Annotated in this window: 22 protein-coding genes; 14 read left to right on the top strand and 8 right to left on the bottom strand. The window is 69.6% G+C overall.

Annotated features, from left to right (window positions below; all coding sequences use genetic code 11):
- Nucleotides 1-22: 22 nt before the first annotated feature.
- Nucleotides 23-1,762: an SMC-Scp complex subunit ScpB gene (gene scpB, locus KEG38_RS10305; RefSeq protein ID WP_272419023.1), complete on the bottom strand. Its 1,740-nt coding sequence runs from the start codon at nucleotides 1,760-1,762 to the stop codon at nucleotides 23-25.
- Nucleotides 1,752-3,071 carry a segregation and condensation protein A gene (locus KEG38_RS10300; RefSeq protein ID WP_272419021.1) on the bottom strand — a complete coding sequence of 440 codons (1,320 nt, stop codon included), beginning with the start codon at nucleotides 3,069-3,071 and terminating at the stop codon, nucleotides 1,752-1,754. Before KEG38_RS10300 ends, scpB begins: the two co-directional genes overlap by 11 nt.
- A 66-nt stretch (nucleotides 3,072-3,137) precedes the next feature.
- On the opposite strand from KEG38_RS10300, the gene KEG38_RS10295 reads away from it, so the two are divergent.
- From KEG38_RS10295 to KEG38_RS10280, 4 genes are all read left to right on the top strand, one after another.
- Entirely contained in the window at nucleotides 3,138-5,315 is a 2,178-nt protein-coding gene (locus KEG38_RS10295; protein ID WP_272419019.1) for a serine/threonine-protein kinase, read from the top strand.
- Nucleotides 5,306-6,070, top strand: a complete 765-nt coding sequence (locus KEG38_RS10290) for a hypothetical protein (RefSeq protein ID WP_272419018.1) — start codon at nucleotides 5,306-5,308, stop codon at nucleotides 6,068-6,070. The genes KEG38_RS10295 and KEG38_RS10290 overlap by 10 nt, the downstream gene beginning before the upstream one ends.
- Before the next feature lie 424 nt (nucleotides 6,071-6,494).
- Nucleotides 6,495-7,346 (top strand): MaoC/PaaZ C-terminal domain-containing protein, encoded by an 852-nt coding sequence (locus KEG38_RS10285; protein WP_272419016.1) that lies wholly within the window; start codon nucleotides 6,495-6,497, stop codon nucleotides 7,344-7,346.
- Nucleotides 7,347-7,450: 104 nt separating this feature from the next.
- Nucleotides 7,451-8,212, top strand: a complete 762-nt coding sequence (locus tag KEG38_RS10280) for a peptidylprolyl isomerase (protein ID WP_272419015.1) — start codon at nucleotides 7,451-7,453, stop codon at nucleotides 8,210-8,212.
- Nucleotides 8,213-8,264: 52 nt separating this feature from the next.
- On the opposite strand, the gene KEG38_RS10275 is transcribed toward KEG38_RS10280, so the two are convergent.
- Entirely contained in the window at nucleotides 8,265-9,353 is a 1,089-nt protein-coding gene (locus KEG38_RS10275; RefSeq protein ID WP_272419013.1) for a DUF6599 family protein, read from the bottom strand.
- Nucleotides 9,354-9,549: 196 nt separating this feature from the next.
- On the opposite strand from KEG38_RS10275, the gene KEG38_RS10270 reads away from it, so the two are divergent.
- From KEG38_RS10270 to gcvPA, 9 genes are all read left to right on the top strand, one after another.
- The gene (locus KEG38_RS10270; RefSeq protein WP_272419012.1) at nucleotides 9,550-10,176 is read left to right on the top strand and encodes a prepilin-type N-terminal cleavage/methylation domain-containing protein; all 627 of its coding nucleotides are present in this window, start codon (nucleotides 9,550-9,552) and stop codon (nucleotides 10,174-10,176) included.
- Nucleotides 10,173-10,784: a type IV pilus modification PilV family protein gene (locus KEG38_RS10265; protein WP_272419011.1), complete on the top strand. Its 612-nt coding sequence runs from the start codon at nucleotides 10,173-10,175 to the stop codon at nucleotides 10,782-10,784. The genes KEG38_RS10270 and KEG38_RS10265 overlap by 4 nt, the downstream gene beginning before the upstream one ends.
- Nucleotides 10,784-12,049, top strand: a complete 1,266-nt coding sequence (locus KEG38_RS10260) for a prepilin-type N-terminal cleavage/methylation domain-containing protein (protein WP_272419010.1) — start codon at nucleotides 10,784-10,786, stop codon at nucleotides 12,047-12,049. The genes KEG38_RS10265 and KEG38_RS10260 overlap by 1 nt, the downstream gene beginning before the upstream one ends.
- Nucleotides 12,046-12,702 carry a hypothetical protein gene (locus tag KEG38_RS10255; RefSeq protein ID WP_272419007.1) on the top strand — a complete coding sequence of 219 codons (657 nt, stop codon included), beginning with the start codon at nucleotides 12,046-12,048 and terminating at the stop codon, nucleotides 12,700-12,702. The genes KEG38_RS10260 and KEG38_RS10255 overlap by 4 nt, the downstream gene beginning before the upstream one ends.
- Before the next feature lie 10 nt (nucleotides 12,703-12,712).
- A complete protein-coding gene (locus tag KEG38_RS10250) occupies nucleotides 12,713-16,354 on the top strand; it encodes a pilus assembly protein (protein WP_272419005.1) in 3,642 nt (1,213 codons plus the stop codon).
- Nucleotides 16,333-16,869 (top strand): hypothetical protein, encoded by a 537-nt coding sequence (locus KEG38_RS10245; protein ID WP_272419004.1) that lies wholly within the window; start codon nucleotides 16,333-16,335, stop codon nucleotides 16,867-16,869. The genes KEG38_RS10250 and KEG38_RS10245 overlap by 22 nt, the downstream gene beginning before the upstream one ends.
- 126 nt (nucleotides 16,870-16,995) lie before the next feature.
- On the top strand, nucleotides 16,996-18,111 hold the full coding sequence (gene gcvT, locus KEG38_RS10240) for a glycine cleavage system aminomethyltransferase GcvT (protein WP_272419003.1): 1,116 nt from the start codon (nucleotides 16,996-16,998) through the stop codon (nucleotides 18,109-18,111).
- 38 nt (nucleotides 18,112-18,149) lie between these two features.
- Nucleotides 18,150-18,551, top strand: coding sequence for a glycine cleavage system protein GcvH (gene gcvH, locus KEG38_RS10235; protein ID WP_272419001.1), 402 nt, complete (start codon nucleotides 18,150-18,152; stop codon nucleotides 18,549-18,551).
- A gap of 38 nt (nucleotides 18,552-18,589) precedes the next feature.
- Complete coding sequence (gene gcvPA / locus KEG38_RS10230; protein WP_272419000.1) at nucleotides 18,590-19,948, top strand: aminomethyl-transferring glycine dehydrogenase subunit GcvPA; 1,359 nt, start codon at nucleotides 18,590-18,592, stop codon at nucleotides 19,946-19,948.
- Between the two features lie 16 nt (nucleotides 19,949-19,964).
- On the opposite strand, the gene KEG38_RS10225 is transcribed toward gcvPA, so the two are convergent.
- Genes KEG38_RS10225 through KEG38_RS10215 form a run of 3 tightly spaced genes read right to left on the bottom strand, consistent with a single transcriptional unit; the run spans nucleotide 19,965 to nucleotide 23,332 of the window.
- On the bottom strand, nucleotides 19,965-20,555 hold the full coding sequence (locus KEG38_RS10225) for a hypothetical protein (RefSeq protein WP_272418999.1): 591 nt from the start codon (nucleotides 20,553-20,555) through the stop codon (nucleotides 19,965-19,967).
- Between the two features lie 10 nt (nucleotides 20,556-20,565).
- Nucleotides 20,566-21,279 carry an esterase/lipase family protein gene (locus tag KEG38_RS10220; protein WP_272418998.1) on the bottom strand — a complete coding sequence of 238 codons (714 nt, stop codon included), beginning with the start codon at nucleotides 21,277-21,279 and terminating at the stop codon, nucleotides 20,566-20,568.
- A gap of 34 nt (nucleotides 21,280-21,313) precedes the next feature.
- Nucleotides 21,314-23,332 carry a DUF8728 domain-containing protein gene (locus KEG38_RS10215; RefSeq protein ID WP_272418997.1) on the bottom strand — a complete coding sequence of 673 codons (2,019 nt, stop codon included), beginning with the start codon at nucleotides 23,330-23,332 and terminating at the stop codon, nucleotides 21,314-21,316.
- A 90-nt stretch (nucleotides 23,333-23,422) separates the two neighbouring features.
- Here KEG38_RS10215 and KEG38_RS10210 point away from each other — a divergent pair, with 90 nt between their 5' ends.
- Nucleotides 23,423-23,944: a tetratricopeptide repeat protein gene (locus KEG38_RS10210; RefSeq protein ID WP_272418994.1), complete on the top strand. Its 522-nt coding sequence runs from the start codon at nucleotides 23,423-23,425 to the stop codon at nucleotides 23,942-23,944.
- Between the two features lie 60 nt (nucleotides 23,945-24,004).
- On the opposite strand, the gene KEG38_RS10205 is transcribed toward KEG38_RS10210, so the two are convergent.
- Complete coding sequence (locus KEG38_RS10205; protein ID WP_272418993.1) at nucleotides 24,005-24,757, bottom strand: hypothetical protein; 753 nt, start codon at nucleotides 24,755-24,757, stop codon at nucleotides 24,005-24,007.
- On the bottom strand, nucleotides 24,754-26,790 hold the full coding sequence (locus KEG38_RS10200) for a hypothetical protein (protein ID WP_272418991.1): 2,037 nt from the start codon (nucleotides 26,788-26,790) through the stop codon (nucleotides 24,754-24,756). Before KEG38_RS10200 ends, KEG38_RS10205 begins: the two co-directional genes overlap by 4 nt.
- Nucleotides 26,791-26,948 lie beyond the last annotated feature (158 nt).

Below are 26,948 nucleotides of genomic sequence, written 5' to 3'. Positions count from 1 at the left end.
CGTGACCTGACCAGGCCGAGGGCTACTCGTCCTCGTCCTCGTCCTCGTCCTCGTCCTCGTCCTCGTCCTCGTCCTCGTCTTCGTCTTCGTCCTCGTCTTCGTCCTCGTCCTCGTCCTCGTCTTCGTCCTCGTCCTCGTCCTCGTCCTCGTCTTCGTCCTCGTCCTCGTCCTCGTCCTCGTCTTCGTCCTCGTCCTCGTCTTCGTCCTCGTCCTCGTCCTCGTCCTCGTCCTCGTCCTCGTCCTCGTCCTCGTCCTCGTCCTCGTCTTCCTCCGCGGCCAAACGCTCCTCGACCTCGTCCTTCTCGTCCTGCTCGTCGCTCGCTGCTTGCACGTCGTTCATCGCTTCCTCCCCGCCGCTCTCCATCTGTGCCCGGTCCTCGTCCGTAAATGCAAATTCGTCACGCGTCTCGCTCTCCGTATCGCCAGCCGTCTCCGGCGGCACGACACGAGCGCCAAAGCTTCCTTCGCCGCCCATCAGACCGCCATTCGCTGCGGCCGACGTGTCCGTGAAGGCGACCGCCGCGTCCGGCGGCTCCTCGCCCATCTCGCGCTCGTACGCGCGCCGCGACTCGTCCGAAAGCTCGGTGAACTCGCGGAGCGTCGGCAGGTCCGAGAGCGTACGCAGGCCGAAGAACTCGAGGAACTGCGCGCTCGTGCCGTAGAGCATCGGCCGCCCCGGCTCTTCCTTCTTGCCGAGGATGCGCACGAGGTCCCGCTCGAGCAGCGACTTGAGCACCGCGCCCGAGTCCACGCCGCGCACCTCGTCGATCTCGGGCCGCGTGATCGGCTGCCGGTACGCGACGATCGCCAGCGTCTCGATCTGCGCGCGCGTCATCTTCACCGGCTTCTTCGCGACCTGCTCGCGCACGAACGGCGCGAACGCAGGGCTCGTCCGGAACACGTACCCGCCGGCGATCTCGTCGAGTCGGATCCCGCGGTTGCGGTACTCGGCCCCGAGCTCGCCGAGCAGCGACACGACGAGGCGGTGCTCCGCCTTCGCCACGCGAGCGAGGTCGCGCGACGTCATCGGGTGCTCGGACGCAAAGATCAGAGCCTCCAGCACACCCTTCAGATGCGCGCGGGCGACCGCACCGCTCGCCTGTACGGTGTTATCTTCGTGCCCGTCGGGAGCGCCGTCCGGGGCGCCGCTCGTCGCGGTCGCGGACACCTTGCCGACGAGGCGCTGCGCACGGAAGAACGCGGCCGCGAGGGACCGAAACCGCTCGACGGGCGAGAGCGGCGCGGGCTTCGGCTTGCGAGGCGCGCGCTTGCGCTTGGGCTCGGCCGTCTCGGCCGATGCTTCCGCGGCCGGCGTGGCTTCGGCTTCCGCTTCCGGCGCCGCTTCCGCTTCCGCCGCCGCGACCGCTTCCGCTTCCGCCGCCGCGACCGCTTCCGCTTCCGCCGCCGCGACCGCTTCCGCTTCCGCTTCCGCCGCCGCGACCGCTTCCGGCGCCGCGACCGCTTCCGCCTGCGCCTCCGCGGCCGGCGCAGCCTTCGCCTTCCCCTTCCCCTTCGCCGGCTTGACCGGCGCCGGCTCCGCGACGGTCTCCGCGACCGGCTCCGTCTCCGCGACCGGCTCCGTCTCCGCGACCGCTTCCGCCTGCGCGACCGGCTCCGTCTCCGCCTTCGGGTGGAACCATGCCCAGGCCGCGCGGCGGAGCCGCTCGGGTGAATCGCTGTCCGGCGGGGCCTCCTCTTGCGGCTGCGGCGGCGGCACGAGCCGCAACTTCCCGCGCCGCTTCGATCCGCCCTCAGTCGCCATCGTTCACCTCGGGCTCGTCGCGCTCTTCACCCGTGTCGTCAAGCTCTTCACGAGTGTCTCCGCGCTCTTCACGGGCCTCGTCGCGCTCTTCACGAGTGTCTCCGCGCTCTTCACGGGCCTCGTCGCGCTCTTCACGAGTGTCTCCGCGCTCTTCACGGGTCTCGTCGCGCTCTTCACGAGTGTCTCCGCGCTCTTCACGGGCCTCGTCGCGCTCTTCACGGGCCTCGTCGCGCTCTTCACGGGCCTCGTCGCGCTCTTCACGGGCCTCGTCGCGCTCTTCACGAGTGTCTCCGCGCTCTTCACGGGCCTCGTCGCGCTCTTCACGAGTGTCTCCGCGCTCTTCACGGGTCTCGTTGCGCTCTTCACGGAACGGGTTGTCGTCCTCCTCCTCGCTCGTCCCCGCCTGCACCGACAGCTCCAGGTGGATCGTCGCGAGCGGATCCGACTGGTAGATCCGGAGCAGCTTCATCCTCGCCATCTCCAGGATCGCGAGGAACGTGATCACAATGTCGAACTTCGTCAGCGGCGCGCCTTTCCGCGCCGGATCGTCGAGCACGAGCTCCTCGAACGTCGCGCGCCGCCGCCCCGACAGCCGCTCCGTGAGCTGCACGATCCGGTCCGTGATGGTGATCCGATCGAAGTTGACCTGGTGCTCGATCTTGATGTTCGTGCGCTTGAGCAGCTTCTCCAGCGACTCGAACAGCGAGAACACCCCGACCGGCGCGAACGGCGCCGGCCCCTCCGGCACGGGCTCCGGGATGCCGCGCGGAAATATGTCCTTGCCGAGCGTCCCGCGGTCCGCGAGGTCCGCCGCCGCGGCCTTGTACTTCTGGTACTCGAGCAGCCGCCGGACGAGCTCCTCCCGCGGATCGACCTCCTCCTCCGGCAGCCCATCCCCGTCCTGATCCTTGGGCACCACCGGCAGGAGCATCTTCGACTTGATGTGCGTCAGCGTCGCCGCCATCACGAGGTACTCGCTTGCCAGATCGATCGTCAAAGCCCGCATGATCGAGAGGTACTCGAGGTACTTCTGCGTGATGAAGCTCACGGGGATGTCGAGGATATCGAGCTCGTGCTGCTGGATGAGGTGCAGCAGGAGGTCGAGCGGGCCCTCGAACTGGGGCAGCGCGATCCGGTAGGCGTTGTCGTTGTCTTGCGTCTCGGTCGCCGCGGGCATCGCCTCGCGGATCGGCGTCGGGGCCTCGGGCTGCTTGCCACGCGGCTCGCGTGTCTTCGCGGGCGAGGACGAAGGGGCGGCCTTCGCCTTCTCCTGGGTCTTCCCCGCCGCGCTCGCCCTCGCCTTGCTCACCTGGGCCCGGACGGTAATCCGGAGGCCGCGTGGGATCCACGCGTTCCTGCTACACTCGTCCCGCCGATGACCCCGTCCCCCACGAAGAGTTGCCCGTCGTGCGGCGAGCGCTACGACGCGGATGTCCTCTTCTGCCCACAGGACGGCACGCCCCTCGTGAACGTGAAGGGGCCCTCGCTCTCGAGCCCCGAGGTCGACCCGTACGCGGGCCTCGAGCTCGCGGGGCAAATCCGCATCAAGCACCTCATCGGCATCGGCTCGATGGGCCGCGTCTACCGCGCCTTCCAGGCCGGCATCGATCGCGACGTCGCCGTGAAAATCCTCCACCGCGAGCTCAGCGGCAACGCCGAGCTCGTCGGGCGTTTCCACCGCGAAGCCAAGATCGCGAGCCGGCTCGCGCACCCCGGCGTGGTCTCGGTCCTCATGACCGGCACGATCCCGCAACGCGGCGATCCGCGCACGGGCGGCGAGATGTACCTCGTGATGGAGTACCTCGACGGCATGTCGCTGCTCTCCGCGCTCGCGGCGGCGGGCACGGGCGGCGAGCCCTCGGCGCTGCCTTTGCCGCGCGCGATGCACATCGCGCTGCAGATCTGCGACGCGGTCGGCGAGGCGCACGCGCAAGGCATCGTGCACCGTGATCTCAAGCCCGAGAACGTGATGCTCGTGCGTCGCGGCGACGACCCGGACTTCGTCAAGGTCCTCGACTTTGGCATCGCGCGGCTCGACTGGGCCGATCGCGGCGGCTCGATGGCCACGCAGGCGGGCCTGATCTTCGGCACGGCGAAGTACATCTCGCCCGAGGGCGCCGAGGGCAAACCCGTGAGCCCCGCGGCCGACGTCTACTCGATCGCGACGATCCTCTACCAGTGTCTCGCCGGCCGAACGCCGTTCGAAGGCGAATCGCCGGTGCAGCTATTGATCCAGCACACGCACGACGCGCCGCCCGATCTGCGGAGCATCCCACGCGCGAGTTACGTCCCCGCGCCGCTCGCCGCGGTGATCATGCAGAACCTCGCGAAGAAGCCGGAAGCACGCGCCGAAGACGCGCGCGCGCTCGGCAAGGATCTCTACGCGGCGGCGCGGCAGAGTGGCCTCGATCCGGACGAGCTCACGCGATCGAGCTTGCTCTTCGCGCGGCAAGGCGCGGTGAAACTGCCCTCGAAGGAGCGCACGAAGTCGCTGGAGCTCTCCACGGATCTCGCCTCGAAGATCGGCGGCGTCCCCGCGCGCCCCGACGCGACCCCGCTGCCGATCTCCTCGCGCATCGAAGGCGATCCGGAGAGCTCGCCCGCGCCGTTCGTACCGCCTCCGCCCACCTCGTCCGTGGGCCGCGCGGTGTCGTCCTCCGCGATCTTGGACGACGAGGACGAGACGACCGCTGCGCCTCCTTCGATCCAACGCGATACACGCATCGACGAAGACGACGAAAGCGAGACCCAGGATCTCGACGCGCACGCCTCGCCCGCGGCCCCGTTCGCGCGCGAGTCGACCATGCAAGGCACGGAGACGCCGCTCTCCTTGCCTCCGCCGGCCGACACGAAGCGCCGCGCGCGCCTCACGCGCATCGTCGCGATCGTCCTCTGCCTCGCCGCCGCGCCGCTCGTGATCGTTATGGGTGGCAGGCGCCTCGGCCTCGTCGGCGCGACCTCGGCCGACTCGCTCGATGGACGCCTCGAAGCCGCGCGCGAGGCCATGAAGCGGCAGGCCTGGGACGCTCCTCCCGGCGACAACGTCAAAGAGATCCTCGAGACCGCGCACGCGCGCTGGCCCGGCGACGCGCGCGTCAAAGAGCTACGCCGCGAGGCCGCCGAGCGCCTCGTCACGAGCGCGCTCGGGCGCAAGTACGCCGGTGATCCCGCCGAGGCCTTGCACCTCGCCCGCATCGCCGTCTCGCTGAACCCCTCGCTCACGACCGCGCAACACCTCGTCGCCGAGCTCGAATCGAAGGCGCCCGCGGACCTCGCGCCCGCGACGAGCAGCGCGCCTCGCGCCGTCCCCACGGATCACCGCCCGAACGGCCGCTTCCCGGCGCCGCGCCCCACGGGCAAGGACGGCAAACCACTGCCGAGCGCCTCGGCCGCGACGCCGCCCGGCCCCACGGCGACCCCCACGCCGACGTCCACGACGAAGGGACCCGCGGGCGCATCGACGGGCCCCGACGGCCCCGTGCTTCCGCCCACGCCGCCGCCCTTGCCGACGACCGATCCGGCGCCCACACCCACCGGTGGACCATGGCTCTGACGCGCGCGACTCGCCGCCTGCACGTCGCCCTCGCGACGACGTCCGCCGCGCTCGTCGCGCTCGCGGCGTGCCCTTCGAGCGCCCACGCGCAGAGCCAGGAATCCGCCGCCGCGCGCCGTGCCTCCGCGGCCCTCACGCAGGACTACACGCACACGCTCGTCTCGGTGAACGCGGGCCTGCTCAGCCTGCCCGCGGCGAACGTCTGCCCGCGCTCGCGCACGAGCTGCGAGAAGGGCGAGACGAGCGTCTCGCTCGGCGTCTACAACCAGTACCACATCGGCCGCTTCGGCCTCGGCGCGAGCATCTCCTGGGCGCGCTCGCTCCTCAGCGGCACGGCCCCGGGCGCGGCCGAGCTCAATCGCGAGCACGATCGCAGCTACTTCCTCGTCGAGGGGCAGCTCCGCTACTACGGCATCCAGAGCGACAAATGGGTGTGGTGGGGCGGCGCGACGCTCGGCGCGGTGATCATCCGCGACGCCTGGACCGTGGCCACGGATCGTGAGCCCGCGGCGGACACGGCCTTCGTCGGCCCGCGCTCCGCGACGCTCTCGACCGAAGGCCTCGCGGCAGGCCTGGCGATCGGCGGCGAGTGGACCGTGGCCCCGAACTGGTCGCTCGGCACCACGCTGCGGTACGCGAGCTGGTTCCTCCCGACCGAGCCCGTGCAAGCGCCCACGGGCGACAGCGCGTCGCTCTCGGGCCGCGTCGACATGCTGGAGTTCGGCTTGCTCGTGGCGTATCGGCTAGCGCTTTGATTGGTCTCATCGCAAACCGCCGCGCCGGGGCGCTGCCCCGGGCCCCGCGGGGGCTGTTCGCCCCTCGACCCGAACCAGGGCAAGCCCTGGACCGTTCGTGGAAGAACTGCGCATCGCGCAGTTCTTCCAACAGGCCGCTGGCAAGACCATGAAGGTGCGTTCCACGCTGGCGACGGGCACGTTGCCCGTTGAATCGTCAACGCCGGCAGGGTCGTCGTTGGTCTTGACCTGGCCTGTTCGATGAACTGCGCATCGCGCAGTTCATCGACCCCGGGTCCAGCGCTTGCGCTGGTCCAGGTCCAGGGGCGGATAGCCCCGGTGGGGCCTGGGGCAACGCCCCAGCGAGGCGCCTCCCACGACAGACAATTGACGCGTCCGCGCGAGATCGGTACGTGTCCCCGACTCGATCCTTACGGAAGGCGCAATGGCCCTCGATCTCTCGAGTCTTGGCTCCACCACGGAGCCGAGCTCGCTCCCCTACGACTGGAAGACACTCGCGCTTTACGCGCTCGGCATCGGCGCGAAGCGCGAAGAACTCGCCTACCTCTACGAGGGCACCGAAGGCGGGCTCAAAGTTTACCCGACGTTCGCCGTGATTCCGGCGACGGAGCCCGTGTTCAAGTCGCTCGCGCGCACGGGCGGCAACTTCGCCATGGTCGTCCACGGCGGCCAGAAGATCCGCGCCCTCGCGCCGATCCCGCCCTCGGGCACGCTGCTCACGACCGCCACGATCCGCGGCATCTACGACATGAAGAAGCTCGCGCAGGTCGTCATCGACACGACGACCACGCTCGAAGGCGGCGAGCGCGTCTACGAGACGACCTGGTCGATCCTCTACCGCGGCGAAGGTGGCTTCAGCGGCCCGCGCCCGCCCTCCGATCCGGACGAACCTTCGATCCCCAAGGATCGCGAGCCGACGTTCACCTACGAGGAGACGACGTCCCCCGAGCAAGCCCTGCTCTATCGCCTCTCGGGCGACATCAACCCGCTGCACGCCGATCCGGCGCTCGCTGCGTCGGTGGGCTTCCCGCAGGGCCCGATCCTGCACGGGCTCGCGACGTACGGGTTCGCGGCGCGGGCCGTGGTGAAGGGTCTCCTCGAGGGAGATGCCTCGCGCCTCAGGGCTTTGTCCGCGCAATTCCGCAAGCCGGTCTGGCCTGGGGAAACGATCGTCACGAAGGGATACTTGCTCGAAGGTGGAAAGGTGGCGCTCCAGGCGAGCGTGAAGGGAAGACCGGACCCGGTGCTGACGGGCGGATACGCGGAGATCGCCTGACGAGCCGCCGAGGCGCGTGCTAACTCGACCGGACCGATCACAGGGTCATCGCCGCCCGCGCGGCAAGAACGGTGGGGCAAAGCCCTCTCTCTGAAGAAGTCATCATGAGCAAAGAGACCAAGAAGCAGCCCAAGGCCGAACAGGATCCCGAGCTCGACAAGGAGCAGGCGGAGGAAGAGGAAGAGGACGAGGAGGAAGAGGGCGCGGAAGGCGAGTCCGACGACGAGGAAGAGGACGAAGAGGAAGACGAAGAAGAGGACGAAGAGGAAGACGAGCACGCGCAACACCAGGGCCACGACGCCGCCGCGCACGGCGACGACGAGGATCCCTACTGGTGGACGCCGCACGTCGTCCTGGCCGTGCTCGTGCTCGTCGGCATCCTCGGCTTCTTCGGCATGTTCAACAAGCCGCTCGGCTTCCTCGCCGCGAAGCCCCAGGGCGGCGCCGCGCACACGGAGACGGCCGCGACGCAGCCTGCCACGCCGGCGACGCCCGCAACCCCGCCTCGCCCCACGGCGCCTGCGCAGCAGCAGCCGCCGCGCGAGATGTTCGGCGCAAAGCACTTCCTCGTGATGTACAAGGGCAGCATGCGCGCGCCTGCGAACATCACGCGCACGAAGGAAGAGGCGAAGGCGCGCGCCGAGGAGGGCCTGAAGAAGGTCAAGGACGGCGCGAAGTTCGAGACCGTCGTCGGGGAGTACAGCGACGAGCCGAACGCGGGGGCCCGCGGCGGCGACCTCGGCCTCTTCCCGAAGGGCGCGATGGTCGGTCCCTTCCAGGAAGCGGTCGAGAAGCTGAAGGTCAACGAGGTCAGCGGCCTCGTCGAGACGCCCTTCGGCTACCACGTCATTTTGAGGACGAAGTAGTTCGTCACCGGCGAAGGGGGACGCGGGAGAACGCCGCGTCCCCGCGCCTCCCTCACTTCTTGGCGATCGCGTCCTTCAGCCGCGCGATCTTCTCATCCTTGCCGAGCGAGACCTTCGCCACCTCGTCGGCCGTCATCCCGCTGCGCAGCACGCGCACCTCGTCGCCGATGCCCACGAGCCGGCTGCCCGTGCGCGCGACGATCCACTCGACCGCGGGCGCCTCGCCTTCCTTGCTCATGAAGCGCACGGCGCCGTCGCCGATCCCCTTCTCTTTCTGCGCCCCGGGCCCCTTGCCGAGCGTTGCGAGCACGTCCTTCGCCTGCTCGTCGTCCACGCGCACCATCACGGCGAACCGATACCGTTTGTCCGCGTCCTTGTAGTAGCCGAACGCGCCGCCGCCCGTGCTCGGGATCCCCAGGAGATCCTTGGTCACCACGCGCACGCCGAGCGGGATCCGGTTCGCCTCGGGCAACGCCGCCGCGGCCGGCGGGAGCGCCGTCTCGCCCGGCAGCTTCGCCCCGATCTCCTTCACGAGCGGCGCGAGCAGTTTGTCCCCGAGCGCCTTGATCGCGGGCTCTGCCGCGGCCTCGTCGTTGTACGTGATCTCCGCGAGGTGCGCGCCACGCCAGAGGTACGCCGTCCCGAGCCCGAGCGCCGCTGCGCCCCCGCCCTCGATGGGCCGCGGCGTGTCCTCGCCCGCGGGATCTCCATCACCGACGACGCGCTTCGTGAACATCGCGTACGCGCCCTCGGTCGTGCCGAACTTCGAGAGGTGCACGTCGATCGTCGCCGCGCTGCCGCTGCCGTCGACGTACCTGAGCTCGACCACGCGGCGAACGCCGAAGCCTTTGTAGATCTCGCACTCGCCGTCGAACATGTCGCAGATCTGATCGAGCGGGAGGCTGCCGCCTTCGCCGTACGTCTTGTCGCCGCCGTTCGGGTCGAGGCAAAAGCCCGCGGTGGTGCGCGGGAAAAACGCCGCGGACTGCGCGTCGGACAGGGTCCCGCCGCCGCCCGCGCAGGCCGCGGGTTTCGCCGCGGGAGGCGGCGGAGGCGCCGCGCCGCGAGGCTCCTCGTTCTTGCAAGCGCTGACGAGGGCGAGGGCGAGGAGGGAACCGATTGCCGCGTGCCGTTGAATCATGGTCGACCGCACATGCAACGATCAGAAGACCGGTGCAAGGGCACGAGGCCCCCGGCCCTCTGGATCCCGCAACTTTTGCAGAGCGTCGCAATCCGTAGCGGCTCGTCCCGCGCCGCACCTCGCATCCGGCCTTGCTCTCGGCCCGTTCCGCTTCCCCGAAAACTTTTTCTTCGAGGCACGAGGCTTGCTACCAATCATGTTGGTGGCTCGTTTCCTTTCTCGCCGGCTTCCCAGGACGCGGACCGCAGGTGCGGCGGATCGGGCGCGTGGCTTCACGCTGACCGAGATCCTCGTGGTCATCTTCATGATCGCGCTGCTCGCCGCGGTCGCGTCGCCTGCGTTCATCCGGATCATGCGCGACATCGGCATGAGTCGGCTCACGATGCAGCTCGCGGAGCTCTACCGCCGCGGCTACGTCGAGTCGTCCGAGCGCGCCACGTTCCTCGTGCGCTTCCGCAATCCGAGCGGCGCCGTGCAGGTCGAGACCGTGCGCGCCGCGCTCGACACGCCCACGCCGACGCTGATTTCGCCGCGCGGCTGCAACACGATCAACTGGGACGACCCCGCCCTCGAGCGACAAACCTATCGGTTCGCCTCGACCGACAAGAAGACGCTCGTCGAAGTCGGCTTTCTCGGCCCCGACAACTCGATCCAGGACATCGCCGACGTCTGCTTCGCGCGCCGCACCGCGTTCGTCCGTTACAACGACGGCGCGTTCGTGCAGATGGTCGGCGCGGCGAAGCTGTCCGTGAAGAACCTCGCGAACGGCCGGATTCGCCGCGTGCTCGTGCCGTCGTTCGGCCTGCCGAGGGTGATCCAATGAAGCGGGCATCGCGTGGCTACACGGTCATCGAGGTCATGATGGCCCTCGCGATCCTCGCGGTCGGCGCGACGGGCGTGATCGCGCTGCAGAAGGTCGCGCTGATCGGCAACTCGAACGCGCGGATCGGCGACGGCGCGCGGCAGGTGGCGTCGACGTGGGCCGAGCGCCTCAAGACCGACGCGCTCCAGTGGAACGATCCGCTCGGCATCTCGGACATCGGCGAGACGCGCTGGCTCGCTGGTTCGGGTACGTACGATCCCGTGAATCCGCCCGGTCCGGCGCAATGGGTCCTCGCGCCCGAGGTCCCCGGCTGGAGCTCGCCCGTGGCCGACATCCACGGCGCGGACGTGCCCATCGCTGACACCACGACGAACGGCGTGTTCTGCACGCACCTGCAGATGGCGCGCGCGGTCCAGAAGCCTCTCTCGCTGGTCGGCGCGACGCACCCGATCGCGGTTCGCGCGCTCGTGCGTGTGATCTGGCGCCGCGACCTCGCGCCGTTCACGGAGTGCCGCACGACGGCGCCCGCGAACATCGAGGAAAACGACGCGCGGTACGGCTTCTATTACCTCTCCACCGTGGTCGGCCAGGAGGAGGCCTCGAACTGATGCGCGCGAAACACCGCATCCTCCGCGATGCCGATCGGCGCGGCTTCACGCTCGTCGAGCTGCTCGTCGCGATCACCGCGGGCGCGCTCGTCGCCGCTGCGGCCGTGCTCCTTTCGAAGAACGCCGTGCGCATCTTCCAGGAGGAAGCGCGCATCTCGTACGCGCAGGTCGCCGTGGCGATGGGCCTCGGCCGCATGGGCACGGACCTCGAGCACGCCGGCCGCAACACCACGCGAAACCCCTTCACGGATCGTCGCATCTGCGCCCAGCCGAGCTTCGTCGACTGGCCGGCCGGCATGCGCAGGCTCGCGCCCGTCGTCATCGAGGCCCGCCCCGATCTGCCGCAAAACGCGGGCAATGACCTGCGCAATGAGCGCATCACGATCGCGGGCGATCTCGACTCCGGCGAGAACTTCGTCATGAGCACGACGCTGCCCGGCGCGAGCACCACGACGATCGTGCTCCAGCCGCAGAGCCGCGCGATCCGCCGCCTCGCGGCGCTCACGCAGAACGGCAACGTCGCATCGAGGCTCGCCGAGCTCTTCCGCGTCGGCCGCATCCTGCGCATCGAGGGCCCGACGCACGACTACTACGGCCGCATCCAGGGGTTTGCCGCGGCGGGCACGCCGATCGAGTCGATTCAGGTCACGATCGAAAACACGCCCCTCGTGCCGATCCAGACCTCGCAGAGCGTGGGCCCCTCGTGCGGGATCAAGGGCTTCGGAAGCGGCTATCCCGTGCACGTGATCTCGCGCGTCCGTTACGAGCTCCGGTCCGTCGTGGCCGACGCGAGCTTCGCCGATTACGTGCAGCCGCTGAACCCCGTCACCGGCGACGTCGATCGCACCGAGCTCGTGCGCGTCGAGCTCGCGCCCGACGACTCCGAGATCCCCGGCACGCTGGAGCTCGTCACCGAGTACGCGGTCGGGCTGCGCTTCGGCATCACCGCGCTCGCCATCACCTCGCAGCCGGACGCGCCGGTCCTCGAGCGCTTCCCGATCACCGATCCCGTGCCGGACGCGCAGGTCTACGCGATCGCGGGCCCGCCCGACGTGCAAGGCAGCCGGCCCGAGGCCGTGCGCTCGGTGCAAGTTCGTCTCTCCACACGTTCCCGCGCGCCCGATCGGCCCACGCAGATCCCTTCGCCCGCGGGTCGCCCGTTCCGCTTTCTCGTGGGGAACGCGAAGGGCGCGGAGCGTTTCGCGCGCGTCCGCACGCTTGAGCGCGAGTTCGCGCTCGTGAACACGCGGGGAGGTGGGTCGTGAGCGTGATCGTCCGCAAAACCCCGAGCGCGATCGCGCGTCGTCGCGCGCGCGGCGGCGAGTGCGGGGCCACGGTCTTCGTGGTCGTGCTCGTCATCGCGATGCTCACGGGCATCGGCCTCTTCGCCGCGCAGGCGAGCACCATCGCCACGAGCACGAGCGGCATTTCGCGCGTCACCACGCAGAGCCGCTACTTCGGCGAGAGCGCGATGCACGCCGTCACCGCGAAGCTCTCGCGCGACCTCGGCGCGCAGATCGACTTTCTCGCGCGGCAAAACTCCACGGAGTGCCTCGGGATGTCGGGCGACCCGTACTACCAGAACTGCACGCGGTTCGGCCGGACGTACCTCGAGCAGGAGCTCCGCTTCGCGCTCTTCCAGCCGTACGACGCGCAGACCGGGCATCACGGCACGCTCGGCCGCAGCGAGAACGCGACGGCCGATCTGCTCGTCGAGATGAACGACCTCTACCGCATCGATCGCCCCATCGCGGGCTTCGACTACACCTCCGCGGGCGCGGCGAACGTCCACTTCATGAGCGTCATGCTCCATGGAACGGGCCGCATCCGGCTCGCGCCGCCGAACGGAGTCGCGAGCACCCTCTCGAGCACCACCTTCCGCGCCGAGCTCGTCGTCGGACCGATCTCCGGACCTTGAAGGAGGACCCATGCGAACCCTGACCCGCGTCCTCTCCCCGCCCATCGCCGCCGCAACGTTGCTCTCGATCGCGTCCTTCGCGCCGGTCGCCGAGGCGCAGATCGACATCAACCCGCCGCTGCCGAACGTGCTGCTCGTCATCGACACCTCGGGGTCGATGGAGAACATGGCGAGCGGCAAGCGCCCCGAGGAGGCCGGCGCGACGTGTGTCCCCGGCACGGCCACGCCGCTGAACCGCTGGGCCACGCTGGTCACGGTGCTGACGGGGACGATCCAGAACTTCTCGTGCTTCGCGCAGGATCGATCGTCGACCTCGTTCCTCAACGAGTTCACCCTGCCGAGCGGCCCCGAGCCCTACGATTCCAAGTACTACCTGCCCTTCCACCGCATCCTCTCGAACGGCTGCACCTACGGCCCGGGATCGATGGGCCCGGCCTGGTGGGACTGGCCCGCGAACGCGCTGAAGACGCACGCGTGGAACAACACGAACCAGGCCTGCGCATCGCCGGGCTTCCAGCAAGCGAACGACGGCTTGCTCGACACGTACCGCGATCGCGTCCGCTTCGGCCTTATGACGTTCGACACGCTGCCCGATCCCGGCACCGGCGCGAGCGGCTCCGTGCCCACGCCGAACGACGGCACGAAGGGCATGTGGAGCTACTACCCGAACTGGAGCTCCGGCGGCTCGCCCGCGGACGGCAACCCCCCGAACTGCGCGAACCAGCCGTTCGAGGTTGGCGCGCGAAACCCCGCCGCGCCGCCGTGGGAAGGCCGCCTCCTCGGCTTCGGCGCGCACGACGCGCCCATCGCGCAGGTGCAGCAGACGAACGATCGCATCCAGGCCTCGCTCCTCGCGATGCGGCCCTACGGCGCGACCCCGATCGCGGGCATCCTCGCCGACGCGCGCGACTACCTGATCAACGACGGCTCGGACGATCCGGCCACGGGCAAACCCTTCGGCCCGAAGAACGATCCGTACTTCGCGGGTCAGTGCCGCAACCAGTTCATCATCCTGCTCTCGGACGGCGAGCCGAACCTCGACCTGCGCGAGTCCTGCGCAACCGGCAACGGCAAGTGCCCCTACGCGCGGCCGCACGAGATCGCGCACCAGCTCGCGACGCTGTCGAACCCGATCAAGACCTTCGCCATCGGCTTCGGTTTGTCGCAGGCGGGGGGCACCGACTGCAGCACGCTCACGCAGAACGACATCGTGAGCCCCGGCGGCCTCTGCTCGAACGCGACGGGCACGCTCAAGGCGTGCTGCACGCTCTCGCGCATCGCGTACGAGGGCGGCACGACGCGCGCGTTCTTCGCGAACGACCTGCCTACGCTCAAGACCGCGCTCGATCAGGTCCTCGCCGTCGTCTCGTCCGGCTCGACGAGCCGCACGCTCCCCGTCTTCTCCACGGCCAGCGCCACGAGCCAGGGCAACGCCCAGGCCAAGGGCTACCAGTTCGTCACGTCCTTCGACGCGCCGGTCGGCTCGCTCTGGACCGGCAACCTCGAGCGCAAGCGGTACATCTGCGAGAACCAGTCCGGCGTCCTCAAGCCCGTGCTCGCGTCGATCGAGCCGGCCAAGGGCGACGACTTCGAGGCGAACCTCAACACGAACACGCCCGGCCGCAAGTTCTTCACGCTCGTCGGCCCGCAGGCGAACGGGCAGATCCACTCGCGCCGCTCGCTCCGGCCGGACGTCACCACGGACGACGGCCTCGGCCTTTACGGCGGCGCGAGCACGGGTCTGCTCGACGGCGCATCGTTCGCTTCGACGCTCGCGGCGACGCCGCCCGCGCTCGACATCCCGTCGAGCCCCGTGCCCGACGCGTGCAAGGTGATCGCCGGCTCGGGCGCGAGCGCGAGCACCTGCGCCGACACGGTGATCCGCTGGGAGGTCGGCATGCCCGGCGTACCGCAGTCGCGGTACGGCAACAGCTTCGGCAGCATCTACCACGCCTCGCCCGTCACGATGGGCGCGCCGAACGAGTACCTCCGCGACGAGTCGTACGCCGCGTTCGCCGCCGATCCCGTGATCAAGAAGCGCCCGCTCGTGCTCTTCGCGGCCACGACCGACGGCCAGCTCCACGCCTTCAAGGTCGCGTCGAACGATCCGGTCGACACGCAGCGCGTCGACACGCTGGAGAACAACGAGCTCTGGTCGTTCCTCCCGCCGCACGTGCTCCCCGGTCTTTTGCCCACATACGGTCGGCAGGCGTTCCTGCTCGATGGAAGCCCCGTCGTGAAGGACGTGATCTTCCAGCGCACGCGTGCGCAGGCGCAGGCCGGCGCGGCGGGCTCGCAGTGGCGGAGCGTGCTCGTCGCGGCCGGCGGCCCCGGCGGCAGTTTTTACTACGCGCTCGACGTGACGAAACCGGCGGAGCCGAAGTTCCTCTGGCAGCTCTCGACGAACACGAACGGCGAGCCGCTCTTCGGGGCCACCACGATCAAGCCTGCGATCGCCACGATCGCCGTCGACGACGGCAACAACGACGTGAAGGAGGTCGCCGTCGCGATCCTCCCGGGCGGCACGACGACGCTCGCGAGCGGGAGCTGCCCGCGCCTCAAGTCGGCGACGAAGGTCTCGTCGTCCGACGCGTACCAGCCCAAGGTCAGCGGCGACGTGGTGCGGTGCTGGCACGACGCGAACGGCAGGGTTGGCGCGGCGCGCTCGCTCTCGGTCGTCCGCCTCGACACGGGCGAGCTGCTCATGAACTTCCGCGGCAAGGCCGACGACGGCCCTGTGCTGCCCTCGACAAAGGTGAAGGAAAACTCCTTCGACTCGCCCGTCACCGGCATCCCCGTCCCGTATCCCGCGCAGCCTGGCCAGGTCTCCGATCGCATCTACGTCGGCGACGCGGACGGCACGCTGTACCGCATCGACCTCACGTCGCCGAAGCCCGACAAGTGGACCGTCGATCTCGCGTGGGACGCGTACTCGTTCGGCAACGACACGGCCGCGACGCGCCAGCCCATCGAGACGCCGCCGATCGTCACGATCGATCCGATCGGCAACCCCGTCGTGCTCCTCTCGACCGGTGATCAGGAGACGTTCACGTCGAGCGCGGGCGTGCAGACGCGCGCCTGGTCGATCCGCGAGGAGCTCACCGGCTCGGGCACGTTCGTCACGAAGACCAACTGGGTCATCCCCTTCGAGAACGGCGTGCGCGTGACCGGCCCGATCTCGCTCTTCAACGGCGTCGCCTACTTCTCGACGTTCACGCCGACCGGCCTGCAAGGCAACGCGTGCGCCGATGGCTACGGCGCCGTGTGGGGTGTCGACTACTACCGGAAGAATGCTTGCAGTGCCAACGGTCCCACGCCGCCGACGGACTGGCCTTGCCCGCGGTACGTGCAGGATCCGGTGAACGCGCCGCAGACGTTGAGCTACTTCGAGAACCAGCCGCCCGGCACGGTCGTGTTCGGCGTGGCCGTCACGCAGACGCCGAGCTGCTACGGGGAGCTCAACTTCGCCGACCCCGCGTTCGGGGCGATGACGGCCGTGAGCAACTCGACGGCGGGCGAGTTCCAGCTCGTTTTCCAGACCGGCCAGGGCGGCACGTCGAGCGAGAACTCGAAGACGAACACCGTGACGAAACGCCTGCCGCCTCCGCGCACCTCGGTGAGGATCGACTCGTGGGGCCTCGTCCTCGAGTGAACCACGCGCTCCTCTGCGCCGCCGCGGCGCTCGTGCTGCTCTCGGCTTGCCGCGGGAGTGACGAACGCCGCGCGCCCACCGGCGCCCCCTCCGCGGCCCCGGCCCCGCGTCCCGATCAGCTCGCGCCCGGCGAGCTCGCCGAGGGCACGGTCGATGCGTTTGGGCTCAAACTACCGCGCGCCATGACGGTCACCGCGCAGTTCCCAGACGCCTTCTTCGCCCGGGGCAGCCTGCGCGCCGAGGACGTCGCGACCTACGTGAAAGAGCGCGTCGTCGCCGAGCGTGTCGAGTCGGCTCCGCCGAAGACGATCTTCCACGGCGCGACCGCGAAGTCCGCGCCCGCGCCCGCGCGTGTCCTCGGCATCGAGGTCCTCAAGCGGGACGATCACACCGAAATCGTCGTGCGCGACGTGACCCGCCCCCCCGCGAAGGATGGCCTGACCGAGGAAGAGCGGTGGCGCGAGCTCGGCCTCACACCGCAGGGACAACCCCTCGACCCCACCAAGCTCGAATAGGCTTTCCGGCCCGATGCGCGGCGCGTCATCGATCGTGCAAGCTGCGATCGTGCGTCCGTGCTGGACCGTACCGGACGACCATCGACTTTGACCCCGAATCGGACTACATCGCGCGGGGTGTCGACCATGGATCAGCCCCAGGTACCGCTTCGCAGGACCCCTCTTTACGATGAGCACGTCGCGCTCGGCGGCCGCCTCGTGCCCTTCGCGGGCTGGGAAATGCCCGTGCAGTACAAGGGCGTCACGGAAGAGCACCGCGCGGTGCGCACGGCCGTGGGGATCTTCGACGTCTGCCACATGGGCGAGCTCGTCCTTTCCGGCGACTACGCGGCGGACGTGGTCAACTACCTCATCACGAACGACGCGAAGCGCCTCATGGACGGACAGGCGCTCTATACCGTCGCGTGCAACGACGCGGGCACGATCCTCGACGACCTCATCGTCTACCGCGTGTCGCAGACCAAATGGCTCATCGTCTGCAACGCCTCGAACCGCGACAAGATGGCTGCGCATTTCCGGGCCGCCGCGGTGAACCACTGCGACTTCGACGACGCCTCCGATCGCACGGCGCTCATCGCGCTGCAGGGCCCGAAGGCCCTCGCGCTGCTCGCGCAGGCGGGCGGCGACGGCCCTGCGCTCGCGGAGCTGCCGGCCTTCCACTTCCGCGACGCCACGCTGGCGAACGTCCCGTGCACGGTGGCGCGCACGGGTTACACGGGTGAGGACGGCGTCGAGATCTTCTGTCCCACGGACGGCGCGGCGCAGCTCTGGCGCGCCCTCGTCCAGCTCGGCGGCCCGCTCGGCCTCGAGCCGGCCGGCCTCGGCGCGCGTGACACGCTCCGCCTCGAAGCGCGCCTCTCGCTCTACGGAAACGAGATCGACGAGACGACGAACCCGCTCGAAGCCGGCCTCAGCTGGGTCGTCAAGCTCGGCAAGGGCGACTTCGTGGGTCGCACGGCGCTCGAGCGCTTCAAGGCTGCGGGCCTGACGCGCAAGCTCGTCGGCTTCGAGATGACCGGCCGCGGCATCGCGCGGCACGGCTACCCGCTCCTCGACAAGGTGGGGATCAAGGTCGGCGTGTGTACGAGCGGCAGCCCCGGCCCCACGGTCGGCAAGAACATCGGCCTCGGCTACCTGCCCACGTCGCTCGCCGAGGTGGGCACATCGTTCGAGGTCGACTGCCGCGGCCGCTCGGTGAGCGCCGTCGTGGTGAAGACTCCGTTTTACAAGCGTTCGTCGTAGCGGAAGCGTCGTAGCAGGGGACAGGAGAGAGCCTTCGTATGAGCAGCAATGATGTTCGTTCGGATCGTCGGTACAGCAAGGATCACGAGTGGGCGAAGGAAGAGAACGGCCGGGTGCTCGTGGGCATCACGGCGTACGCCGTGGAACTGCTCGGTGACATCACGCTCGTGAACCTCGACGTGAAGGTCGGCGAGACGGTCACCCAGGGCAAGGCCTTCGGGACCATCGAGAGCGTCAAGTCGCTGAGCGACCTCTTCGCCCCGGTGAGCGGGAAGGTCGTGCAGATCAACCAGCTCCTGGAGCAGCAGCCGGAGAAGGTGAACGAGGATTGTTACGACCTCGGGTGGATGATCGCCGTGGAGCCCTCCGATCCGAACGAGCTCAATGGCCTGCTCGACGTCACTGCCTATACTGAGCTGCTGAAGACCGCCGGCCACTGAGACGGGCCGCGGCCTCCTCATCATCTCTCTCCACACCCATGCGATACCTCCCTCATACGCCCGAGGAGATCGCTTCGATGCTGGAGGCCGTCGGCCTGCCGTCGCTCGAGGCGCTCTACGAATCGATCCCCGCACGCGCCCGCTACGATCGCCCGCTCGACCTGCCCGCGCCGGTCGACGAGCCGTCGCTCATGCGCCACCTCGAAGAGCTCGCCCGCAAGAACCGCGCGGCCGGCATGCTCTCGTTCCTCGGCGCCGGCGCGTACGAGCATCATTTCCCGCCCGCCGCCGACCAGCTCATCCTGCGCAGCGAGTTCTACACGGCGTACACGCCGTACCAGCCCGAGGTCGCGCAGGGCACGCTGCAGGTCATCTTCGAGTTCCAGACGATCGTCAGCGAAATCTTCGGCCTGCCGCTCGCGAACGCGTCGATGTACGACGCCGCGAGCGCGGCCGCCGAGGCCGTGCTCATGGCGCGCAGGCTCGTCGGGCGCGAGCACACGGTCATCTCCGCGGGCATCCACCCCGAGTATCTGGAGACGATCGAGACGCACGTGCATAGCCTCGGGACGGGCAAGGCCTCGCTCACGACGGTGCCCCTCGCCGCTGACGGCGCCGCGGACGTCGATGCGCTCGCGGCCGCGATCACGCACGAGACCGCGTGTGTCGTCGTCGGGTACCCGAACTTCTACGGCTCGATCTGCGATCTCCGGAAGGTGGCCGAGGCCGCGCACGACAAGGGCGCACTCGTGATCACGGCGACGCAGGATCCGTATGCGCTCGCGCTTCTCGAGTCGCCCGGCGCACTCGGCGCCGACATCGCCGTGGGCGAGGGCCAGCCGCTCGGCCTCCCGCCGCAGTTCGGCGGCCCCGGCGTCGGGCTCTTCGCGTGCCGCGACGACCGCAAGTACCTCCAGCAGATCCCCGGCCGTATCGCCGGCGAGACCGTCGATAAAGCGGGCAACCGCGGCTACGTGCTCACGCTGTCCACGCGTGAGCAGCACATCCGCCGCGAGCGGGCCACGAGCAACATCTGCACGAACAGCGGCCTCTGCGCGACCGCGATGACCATCAAGATGTGCATGCTCGGCAAGAAGGGTTTCGTGGAGGCCGCGCGTCAGTGCCTCGCCAAGGCCGAGTACCTGAAGCAGGCGATCGCGGGCCTCGAAGGCTACTCGCTGCCGTACCGCGCTCCGACCTTCAACGAGTTCGTCGTGCGCGTGCGCGGCGGCGACGCGAAGAAGGTCTGCGACACGCTCGCCGCGCGGGACATCATCCCCGGCTTCGACCTCGGCCGCGTCAGCGCCGATCGGAAGGGCGAGCTGCTCATCGCCGTGACCGAGCGCCACACGCGTGCGGACCTCGACCGGCTGGTCGAGGCTCTCGCGTCGATCTGAGGAAGCCCCCCAAGCTTCAGAAGAACCGCGGCGACGGCCCGAACGAGGCCGTCGCCGCCGGCGTTTGATGCGCCGGATACGGGTTCGGCCACGCGTCGAGCATCGACTGCCGGTAGATCGTCAGGCGCAGGAAATCGATGCCGGCGAACGCGCCGAACGCGAGCGCATCGCCCGTCCCGTAGAGCCCTTGCACGCCGATCGAAAAGCCGAGCGGCAAGCCGAGCGTGAGGCCCCCGGCCACGCCGCGCGAGTAGGTCCCCCAGAGCCTCTGGTAGCCGCCCACGTCGACCGCGACGCCGACCTTGCCCGCCTGAAAGCCGTGCGTGGCGAAGCGCGCGAGCAAGGACAGGTCGAGGCCCTCGTCGACCACGGGCGTGAGCCGCGCGAGTCCGCCGACGATGAACGATCCGTCCGGCGTCGTGCCCACGCCGTAATCGATGTTGAAGGCCGCGCGCGGCGCGAGCGCCGCCGTCCCCTCTTTCCACGCGAGCGCCCCTGCCCCCGCGAACGCCCACGCCGACGCGTCGGCCCGCGCGACGTCCGGCGCGAGCGCGACCCCGAAGGCGAGCGCGACTCCGATCCACGAAGCTTTCACGTTGCGACGCACGAACCCGCACCTAGCACGTTTTTCTGCGGCGGCCGAGGATCCGCCGCTCGACGATCCGCGCGACCTCCTCGTCGAAGAGCACCGTGTTGTGCCCTTGGCCTTCCATCACGATCACCTCACCGCCGGGCAGGGCGTGTGACACGGGCGAACGCAGGACGGCGTCCGCCCTTGCGATGATCGAGAGGTGCGGGACGTTCGCCGTGGCCGACGCGGCGAGACGGATCCTGCGCAGGACCGCGCTGTCCGGTGCGAGATCACGCGCCGCGCCGAACCCGAGCGCGCTCGCCCCGACGACGCCCGCGAACGGGCTCGCCATCGAGATCGTCTGCACGACCCGCGCATCCCCCGCCTCCTGCGCGTAAAACCGCGCCACGACGCCGCCGAGGCTGTGCCCCACGAGGTGCAGGCGCGCCGCGCCGGGCAGCTCCGCGGTGAGCGCCGCGAGCCGCTCGGCGAGCTCCTCGACGCCCGGGCCTGGCGGATACGTCATCGCCGCGGCGTGCACGCCCTTGTGACGCGTGATCGCGCGGCGCATGGGGCGGAGCCCGCCGGCCGTCGCGAAGAGGCCGTGGAGGAGCACCACGACGTCGTCACCGTCCTGTACCTCGGCATGCGGCGCGGCTCCCTCGAGATCGTGCCGCAGGAGCCACGCCTGCCGCCCGAACGCGAGGGCCTCGCGGCCCGCGTTCACGAGCGCGCGGGCCCAGAAGGGACGATCCGCCATGCCGCGAGGATGCCACGGACGGCGCCCGTGATCTTCAAGGTCGTACGAGCCACGCGTGGAAGCTCCGCCACGCGTTTTGCTTCGCCGTGATCTTCACGGAATCACGACCGCCGATGGAGGAAAGCGGGACACGCGCCTCGAACCAAGTCGCCTCGTCCCGCATGGGAATCTCCACGGTTTGCGTGCCTCCCCCGAGGGGCTCCCCGTGCACGACGTGCTCGATCTGGAGCGTGATCGGTCCGCCTCCATCGGTCCGGAGCACGAGCGTCGCGGGGCCTCGCGCGACGTGCGGCGTGACGCGAAACGACTCGCTTTGCCCCTGCGGGATGATGCGGCCTGCGTCGAACCGCGCATGCCCGGCCGCGTCGCGCAACGTCGCGCCGATCACCCACCCGGCCTGCGGCCGCGGGAACGTGTATCCGTGCGCCCGTTCGTCCACGAGATCCGCGACGTCGACCTCGAAAACCGAACCCGCCCGCGTCTCGTCGCTCGCCGCTAGCGTGGACCAGTCCGCCGCGTACACGACCTTCTCCGGCGCGGCGCAGATCACGTTGTCCTCGATCTGCACGGAAAACATTTTCTGCCCAAACGATCGAGCGAGGTCGGGGAACCAGCCCGGGTAGATCGCCATCACGTCGGGCCGCTCGCTCGCCGGCATCCGCTCGATGAGCTCGACGATCGCGGGGATCCCGTGCACCGAGGCGCGGGCGAAGGGCAGGTCGTGATAACCGCCGAGGCCGAGGCCATCGAGCGCCGAAATACCCGAGAGGTAGGGGATCGCGCCCGCGTCACCGACGAGGACGCGAAGCGGACGCGGCGAGAGCGCGGCGAGGCGACGAGCGACCTCGGCTTGCTGCTGCTCGATGTTGCCCGAGGCGCGGGCGAAATGATCGATCTGCCGCGGAAAAAGCCGCGCAGGCGCGAGCGTGGTGACGAGCGCAAGCCCGACCCCGAGCGCACGAAGCACACGCCCCCGTCGCATCAACTCCGCTGCGCCGAGCGCCGCGGCGACGAGCAGGAACAGGAGCGAAGGCACCGCGTACCGGAAGTTCTGGTACCGCGCCGTCGTGTTCAGCGACACGAGCAGGAGCATGCCGATCGCGCCCGCGACGAGCGGAATCGCGAGGAGACGCGTGCGCCGCGCGAAGGCCGCGACGAGCGCGAGGAGCGGCACGACGAACGAAAACGATGGGCCCCCGAGCGCCACGTCGAACGCCTGCGCCCGCAGCACGGCGAGGTTCTTGATCACCTCCACGGCCGCCTCGATCGGCGTGAGATACGGGTTCGTCCCGACGAGCTTACGGACGGCGCCCGCCTGGCTGATTTCCCCGGTGAACACGAGGTTCGCCGACGCCTGCGCGGCCAAGAAAAACACCATGGGCCCGAGCGCTCGGAGGAGCGAAGGCACCGTTCCGAGCGAACGCGCGCCGTACACGACAGCCACGCCGAGCGGCCCGACGAGCGCCGCGGACTCGGGCCGTGTGGCCACGAGGAGCGCGCCCCAGAGCCCGGCGCGGAGCTGCGCGGAGGGACGCTCGTTCGGCGACGCCGTCGTCGCGCGCCGCGCCGCAACGAGCAGGCGTCCGAGGATCCCGGCGAAGAGCGCGGTCTCCATGCCCGCGTACAGGCTCCAATCGACGAGCGGCACCGCGAGGAGCAGGGGTGCCGCGATCCAGGCTGCACGTCGCGGCGCGCCTTCGAGCAAGGCTCGCACCGAGCGGCACAGATCCCACAAGCACACGCATGTGATCGCGGCCGCGAAGTACGAGAGCCGCGCGCCTCGCAGGCCGAGCGCCCACGCAGGCGCGAGCACGAGCGGATACGTGAGGCTCGTCCCGCCCGAGGAGTACCCGTTCTCGGGCAGCCACGCGAACGGATGGCCGAGCGCCGCGGACCGCGCGAATCCGTAGTGGATGTAGACGTCGTCGAGCGGGACCGGGAACACCCCGTCCGTCCGTTCGAACCCGGGCAGCCAGAACGCCAGGCCCACAGCGATCACGAGGATCGCCGCGAAGACCGGAAACAGCGCGGGCTCGCGGGGCCTTTTGACCATCGAGCCGGACTAACCACGAAAAACGAGGTGCCGGAAGCGCTGATCGCTCGCCCTACGGCGCACCGCGCTTTCCGCGCGTATGCTTCGCGCATGGCAACGCAGACCGTGGATGCAGAAGACGCCGCCCGATGGGACGCGGTCGAAGAGGCGACCGAGCTCATGAACGACGGGCGCTTCGTCGAGGCGCTCGTCGCCCTGCGCAACGTCATCAAGGCCGATCCGAGGAACCCCTACGCGTTCCATTTCCTCGGCGCCGCCCTCTTCGAGACGGGCGAGCGCGAGACCGCGCGCGAGGCTTACCGCGCGGCCCTCCGCCTCGCCCCGAACTACCTCGGCGCGCGCGTCGCGCTCTCGCACCTCTTGCGCCAGCTCGGCGACCTCGACGGCGCGCTGTCGCAGGCGAACGAAGCCTTGCGCAGGTTCCCCGGCGACGGCGAAGCGATGCAGGCCGCCGGCCTCGCCTACGCCGCGAAGGGCAACCGCAAGGCCGCGAAGAAGCAACTCGAAGGGTTCCTCAAGTCGAACCCCGAGCTCGAAGCACGGCTCGAAGTCGAGCAGATCCTCGGCATGCTGGGGATCGCGGGCGAGAACGAGTCGGTCGAGTTCGAGTGACACGAAGAGGGGGGTTCCACAGGCGTCGCGAGCCGCGCAGCAGCCTGGGGAACCACACTCTCAAACGTCGACGCGCGTGAGGCATGCTTCGGCGAGGGCCTTGGCGCCCACCGACTCCGCCACGCGCGCGGCCGCGCGGAAGCCCGCGGCGCGCTCCAGGGCCTCGGCCCCGCGACGCGCGCCTTGCACGCGAAACGACACGCTCCGCACGAACGCACGCATCGCCGCGACGTCGTCCCCCGCGGCCGCCAGGATCTCGCCGAGCACGAGCGCCGCGTGCGCGGCCACGGCCTCGCTGCCCGGGTAAAACGACTCGGCCAGCAGCTTCGTGAGCGTCGCGGCGTCCCTCTCCGAGGCCGCCTTCTGCACCGCGATCTCCGGCGTCGGCTGCGGCGCGGGCTCGAACCCGAGACGCGCCTCCAGATACCCGAGCACGTCCCACGCGACCCGCCGGAACGCCTCGAGCCCGTCCGAAGGCGCCTCCAGCACGCCGCCGCCCGCGCGTAGGCCCGCGCGATCGAGATCCCGCACGATCACGAGATCGTCGCGCTCGCCGATCACGAAGAGATCGCCGTCCCAGCCGAGCGACTTCTCCTCCGTCAGCCATTTCGTTGCAGGACCGACTTCCTCGGGGCCGAGCAGGCGCGTGCCGTCGCCGAGCTCGAGCCCGCCTGCATGCGCCCAGAGCGCCGCGAGATCCTCGGGTGGATCGCCCGTGAGATCCCACGCCCCTCGCGCCGGCGGGCGTCGCTTCGTGACTGCTTCTGCGGCGCAAATCCGCGCCGCGCGCTCGCTCGTTTCGTCGTCGGTCACGGCTTCGAGACCTGCCCCTTCGGATCATCGCTCAGGCTACGGAGGAACATCGAAGCTTGCGATCGGGCCTCGGCCACGCGGAAGACCACGAAGTGACCGTCCGAGTCCTCCGGCACCGGCCATTGCGCGAGCACGCCCGTCGCCTTCCCGTCGGCGAGGTTGCCCGAAAGACCCGACGCCGGGATCTCCACCGTGCCCGGCCCGCCCCACGCGAGCTCCGGAATCGGCCACTGCGACGGCAGGACGAGCGGCAGGCCCATCGCGATCGCGTGCGTCTCGATCCCGCGCGTCGGCGAGTAGCTGTCGCCCGAGCCGTCGGAGTTCACGCCTTCGGTCATGTAGATGCTCTTCGGCGCCATCCCGTCACGTGGCGAGAGGACCACACGCTGCGCGTAATGCAACGGATCCGTCGTGTCCACGAGCATCTGCGCGAGCGAGAGCGCCGGATGGAAAAGGTCGAGCTCCGCCTCCTCCTCACCCTTCAGGCTCAAGAACACCGTCTTCACGAGCTGCGCGATGCTCGGCGACGGGCTCGTCTTCTCCAGCAGCGTGATGGCCATGACCGCCGATGAGCCCGAGAGCACGCCACCGCGCGCCTGATCGTCCGAGGCAAGGAAGAGCGGCCCGTTCAGCCCGCCCTGCGAGTGGCCGAAGTACGTGAGGCGCGTGCCGTCGAAGCGGATCGGCTGGCCCGTCACGGAGATCTTCGCGGGCACCTCCATCTTCGACTCCGTGAAGAGCCGCGCGCGCTGCACCTCGTCGAGCGCCGACTGCCGGCTGTTCGTCCGGGCCGCGAGGACGTTGTTCACGTTGAAGAAGAGCAGCGAGATCCGCGAGGGATCGCCGTCCTTGGGCGCGCCCGGCCTGCGGCCGTGGAAGATCTGATCGACCCCCATCGAGGCGATGCATTGCTCGGCCAGGCTCCGCGCGGTGCCGTCGTACACGTAGCTGCGAAAATCGCCGCCCGTGCCGTGCGCATAAAGCACGATCGGGAAGCCGTTCGGCGGCATGGGGCACGCGGGCGAGTTCGGCACGGTGAGCGAGAAGCGCAGGTCGAAGGTGTCGACGACCGCGGGCGCGCCGTTCTCGTACTTGAAGGCGCCTCCGTCGCTCGGCTTCTCGAAGGGAAGTTCGCCCTCCTGGTAGTTCGGCGAGGGCCCGTAGACGCCGAGGTATTCGGTGCGCGCGTCCCACGTGCCGCCGATGATCCACGCGGTCGGGTTCGCGACGGGCGCGGGCACGTTCGCGCGCAGGTGATCCCGCGCCGCGAAGAGCTCCTCGGTCGGATCGTTCGTCCGGAAGATCGCGAGGTGCACGATGCGCGCGCGCTCGATCCCGGCCTTCTCGATCTCCGCCACCGCGGGCGCGAGCTCCTCCTTCGCGACCCGAGCCACGTCGCTCTCGGGGGTTTGCTCGCCGAGCACCTGCGCGAGCTCGTAGCTCTTCGCGATCGTGCCTCCCTCGACCCCGCGCACCGCGTCGGTCACGACGAGCGCGTACCGCGTGTGCGGCCGCAGGGGAAATCCCAGCGTCGGCATGAAGGCGAGCGTGTTCGTCGGGTAATACACGCCCTCTTCCGCGCGGAACTTCAGCGAGACGAGCCTGCGCGTGCCGCGCTCGGGCGATGCGGGATCGATGTCGAGGAGCTGCACTGACGCGCGCGCGTCGAGTGTGAGACCCGGGTTTTTCGGGAGCGAGGCTGGATCGAGCGGGCCATCGAAACGCAGGTAGCCCGTGGCCGCCGGCGAGAAGCCGTCGAGCTTGCGATCCATGAGCGAGATGTACTCGGAGAGGATCGGCACGATGCGCGGGTTCGGAAACCCTTCGAGGGGCACGACGCCGTCCTCGAGGCGCAGATCACTCGGCCACGGATGATCAAAAAAGCTCATGTCCGCGGGCGCGGTGAGCGACGACGGGGCCACCCAGATCGAGGCGGCCTCGGGCGGCGCGGCCGGCTGGGGACCACATCCGGCGACGCCGAGGAGGACCGAGGACGATACGAGAGCAAAAGAGAAGCTCCGAAGGTCGCGCATGACGGAAAAGTATGCATGACGGTAGCCGCCCGCGATAGGCCGGGGACGCCTGCTTTTCGTGTCGCCCGACCTCGCAATTTCCGCGCCCCGCAGCGCCCAGGTCGTTCTCGATTTCGCACGGCGCGTGAATGTCCGCTCCGCGCGGAGCGATCCAGGCC

The organism is Polyangium jinanense (assembly GCF_028435265.1).
GTDB lineage: Bacteria > Myxococcota_A > Polyangia > Polyangiales > Polyangiaceae > Polyangium > Polyangium jinanense.
The sequence above is the reverse complement of the archived record's forward strand: the minus strand, read 5'-3'. Positions and strand labels throughout refer to the sequence as shown.

Bases quoted from the DNA above. Each gene is read 5' to 3' on its own strand.
- scpB (WP_272419023.1), bottom strand. From the start codon at position 1,762: ATGGCGACTGAGGGCGGATCGAAGCGGCGCGGGAAGTTGCGGCTCGTG.
- KEG38_RS10295 (WP_272419019.1), top strand. From the start codon at position 3,138: ATGACCCCGTCCCCCACGAAGAGTTGCCCGTCGTGCGGCGAGCGCTAC.
- KEG38_RS10290 (WP_272419018.1), top strand. From the start codon at position 5,306: ATGGCTCTGACGCGCGCGACTCGCCGCCTGCACGTCGCCCTCGCGACG.
- KEG38_RS10285 (WP_272419016.1), top strand. From the start codon at position 6,495: ATGGCCCTCGATCTCTCGAGTCTTGGCTCCACCACGGAGCCGAGCTCG.
- KEG38_RS10280 (WP_272419015.1), top strand. From the start codon at position 7,451: ATGAGCAAAGAGACCAAGAAGCAGCCCAAGGCCGAACAGGATCCCGAG.
- KEG38_RS10275 (WP_272419013.1), bottom strand. From the start codon at position 9,353: ATGATTCAACGGCACGCGGCAATCGGTTCCCTCCTCGCCCTCGCCCTC.
- KEG38_RS10270 (WP_272419012.1), top strand. From the start codon at position 9,550: ATGTTGGTGGCTCGTTTCCTTTCTCGCCGGCTTCCCAGGACGCGGACC.
- KEG38_RS10265 (WP_272419011.1), top strand. From the start codon at position 10,173: ATGAAGCGGGCATCGCGTGGCTACACGGTCATCGAGGTCATGATGGCC.
- KEG38_RS10260 (WP_272419010.1), top strand. From the start codon at position 10,784: ATGCGCGCGAAACACCGCATCCTCCGCGATGCCGATCGGCGCGGCTTC.
- KEG38_RS10250 (WP_272419005.1), top strand. From the start codon at position 12,713: ATGCGAACCCTGACCCGCGTCCTCTCCCCGCCCATCGCCGCCGCAACG.
- gcvT (WP_272419003.1), top strand. From the start codon at position 16,996: ATGGATCAGCCCCAGGTACCGCTTCGCAGGACCCCTCTTTACGATGAG.
- gcvH (WP_272419001.1), top strand. From the start codon at position 18,150: ATGAGCAGCAATGATGTTCGTTCGGATCGTCGGTACAGCAAGGATCAC.
- gcvPA (WP_272419000.1), top strand. From the start codon at position 18,590: ATGCGATACCTCCCTCATACGCCCGAGGAGATCGCTTCGATGCTGGAG.
- KEG38_RS10220 (WP_272418998.1), bottom strand. From the start codon at position 21,279: ATGGCGGATCGTCCCTTCTGGGCCCGCGCGCTCGTGAACGCGGGCCGC.
- KEG38_RS10215 (WP_272418997.1), bottom strand. From the start codon at position 23,332: ATGGTCAAAAGGCCCCGCGAGCCCGCGCTGTTTCCGGTCTTCGCGGCG.
- KEG38_RS10210 (WP_272418994.1), top strand. From the start codon at position 23,423: ATGGCAACGCAGACCGTGGATGCAGAAGACGCCGCCCGATGGGACGCG.
- KEG38_RS10200 (WP_272418991.1), bottom strand. From the start codon at position 26,790: ATGCGCGACCTTCGGAGCTTCTCTTTTGCTCTCGTATCGTCCTCGGTC.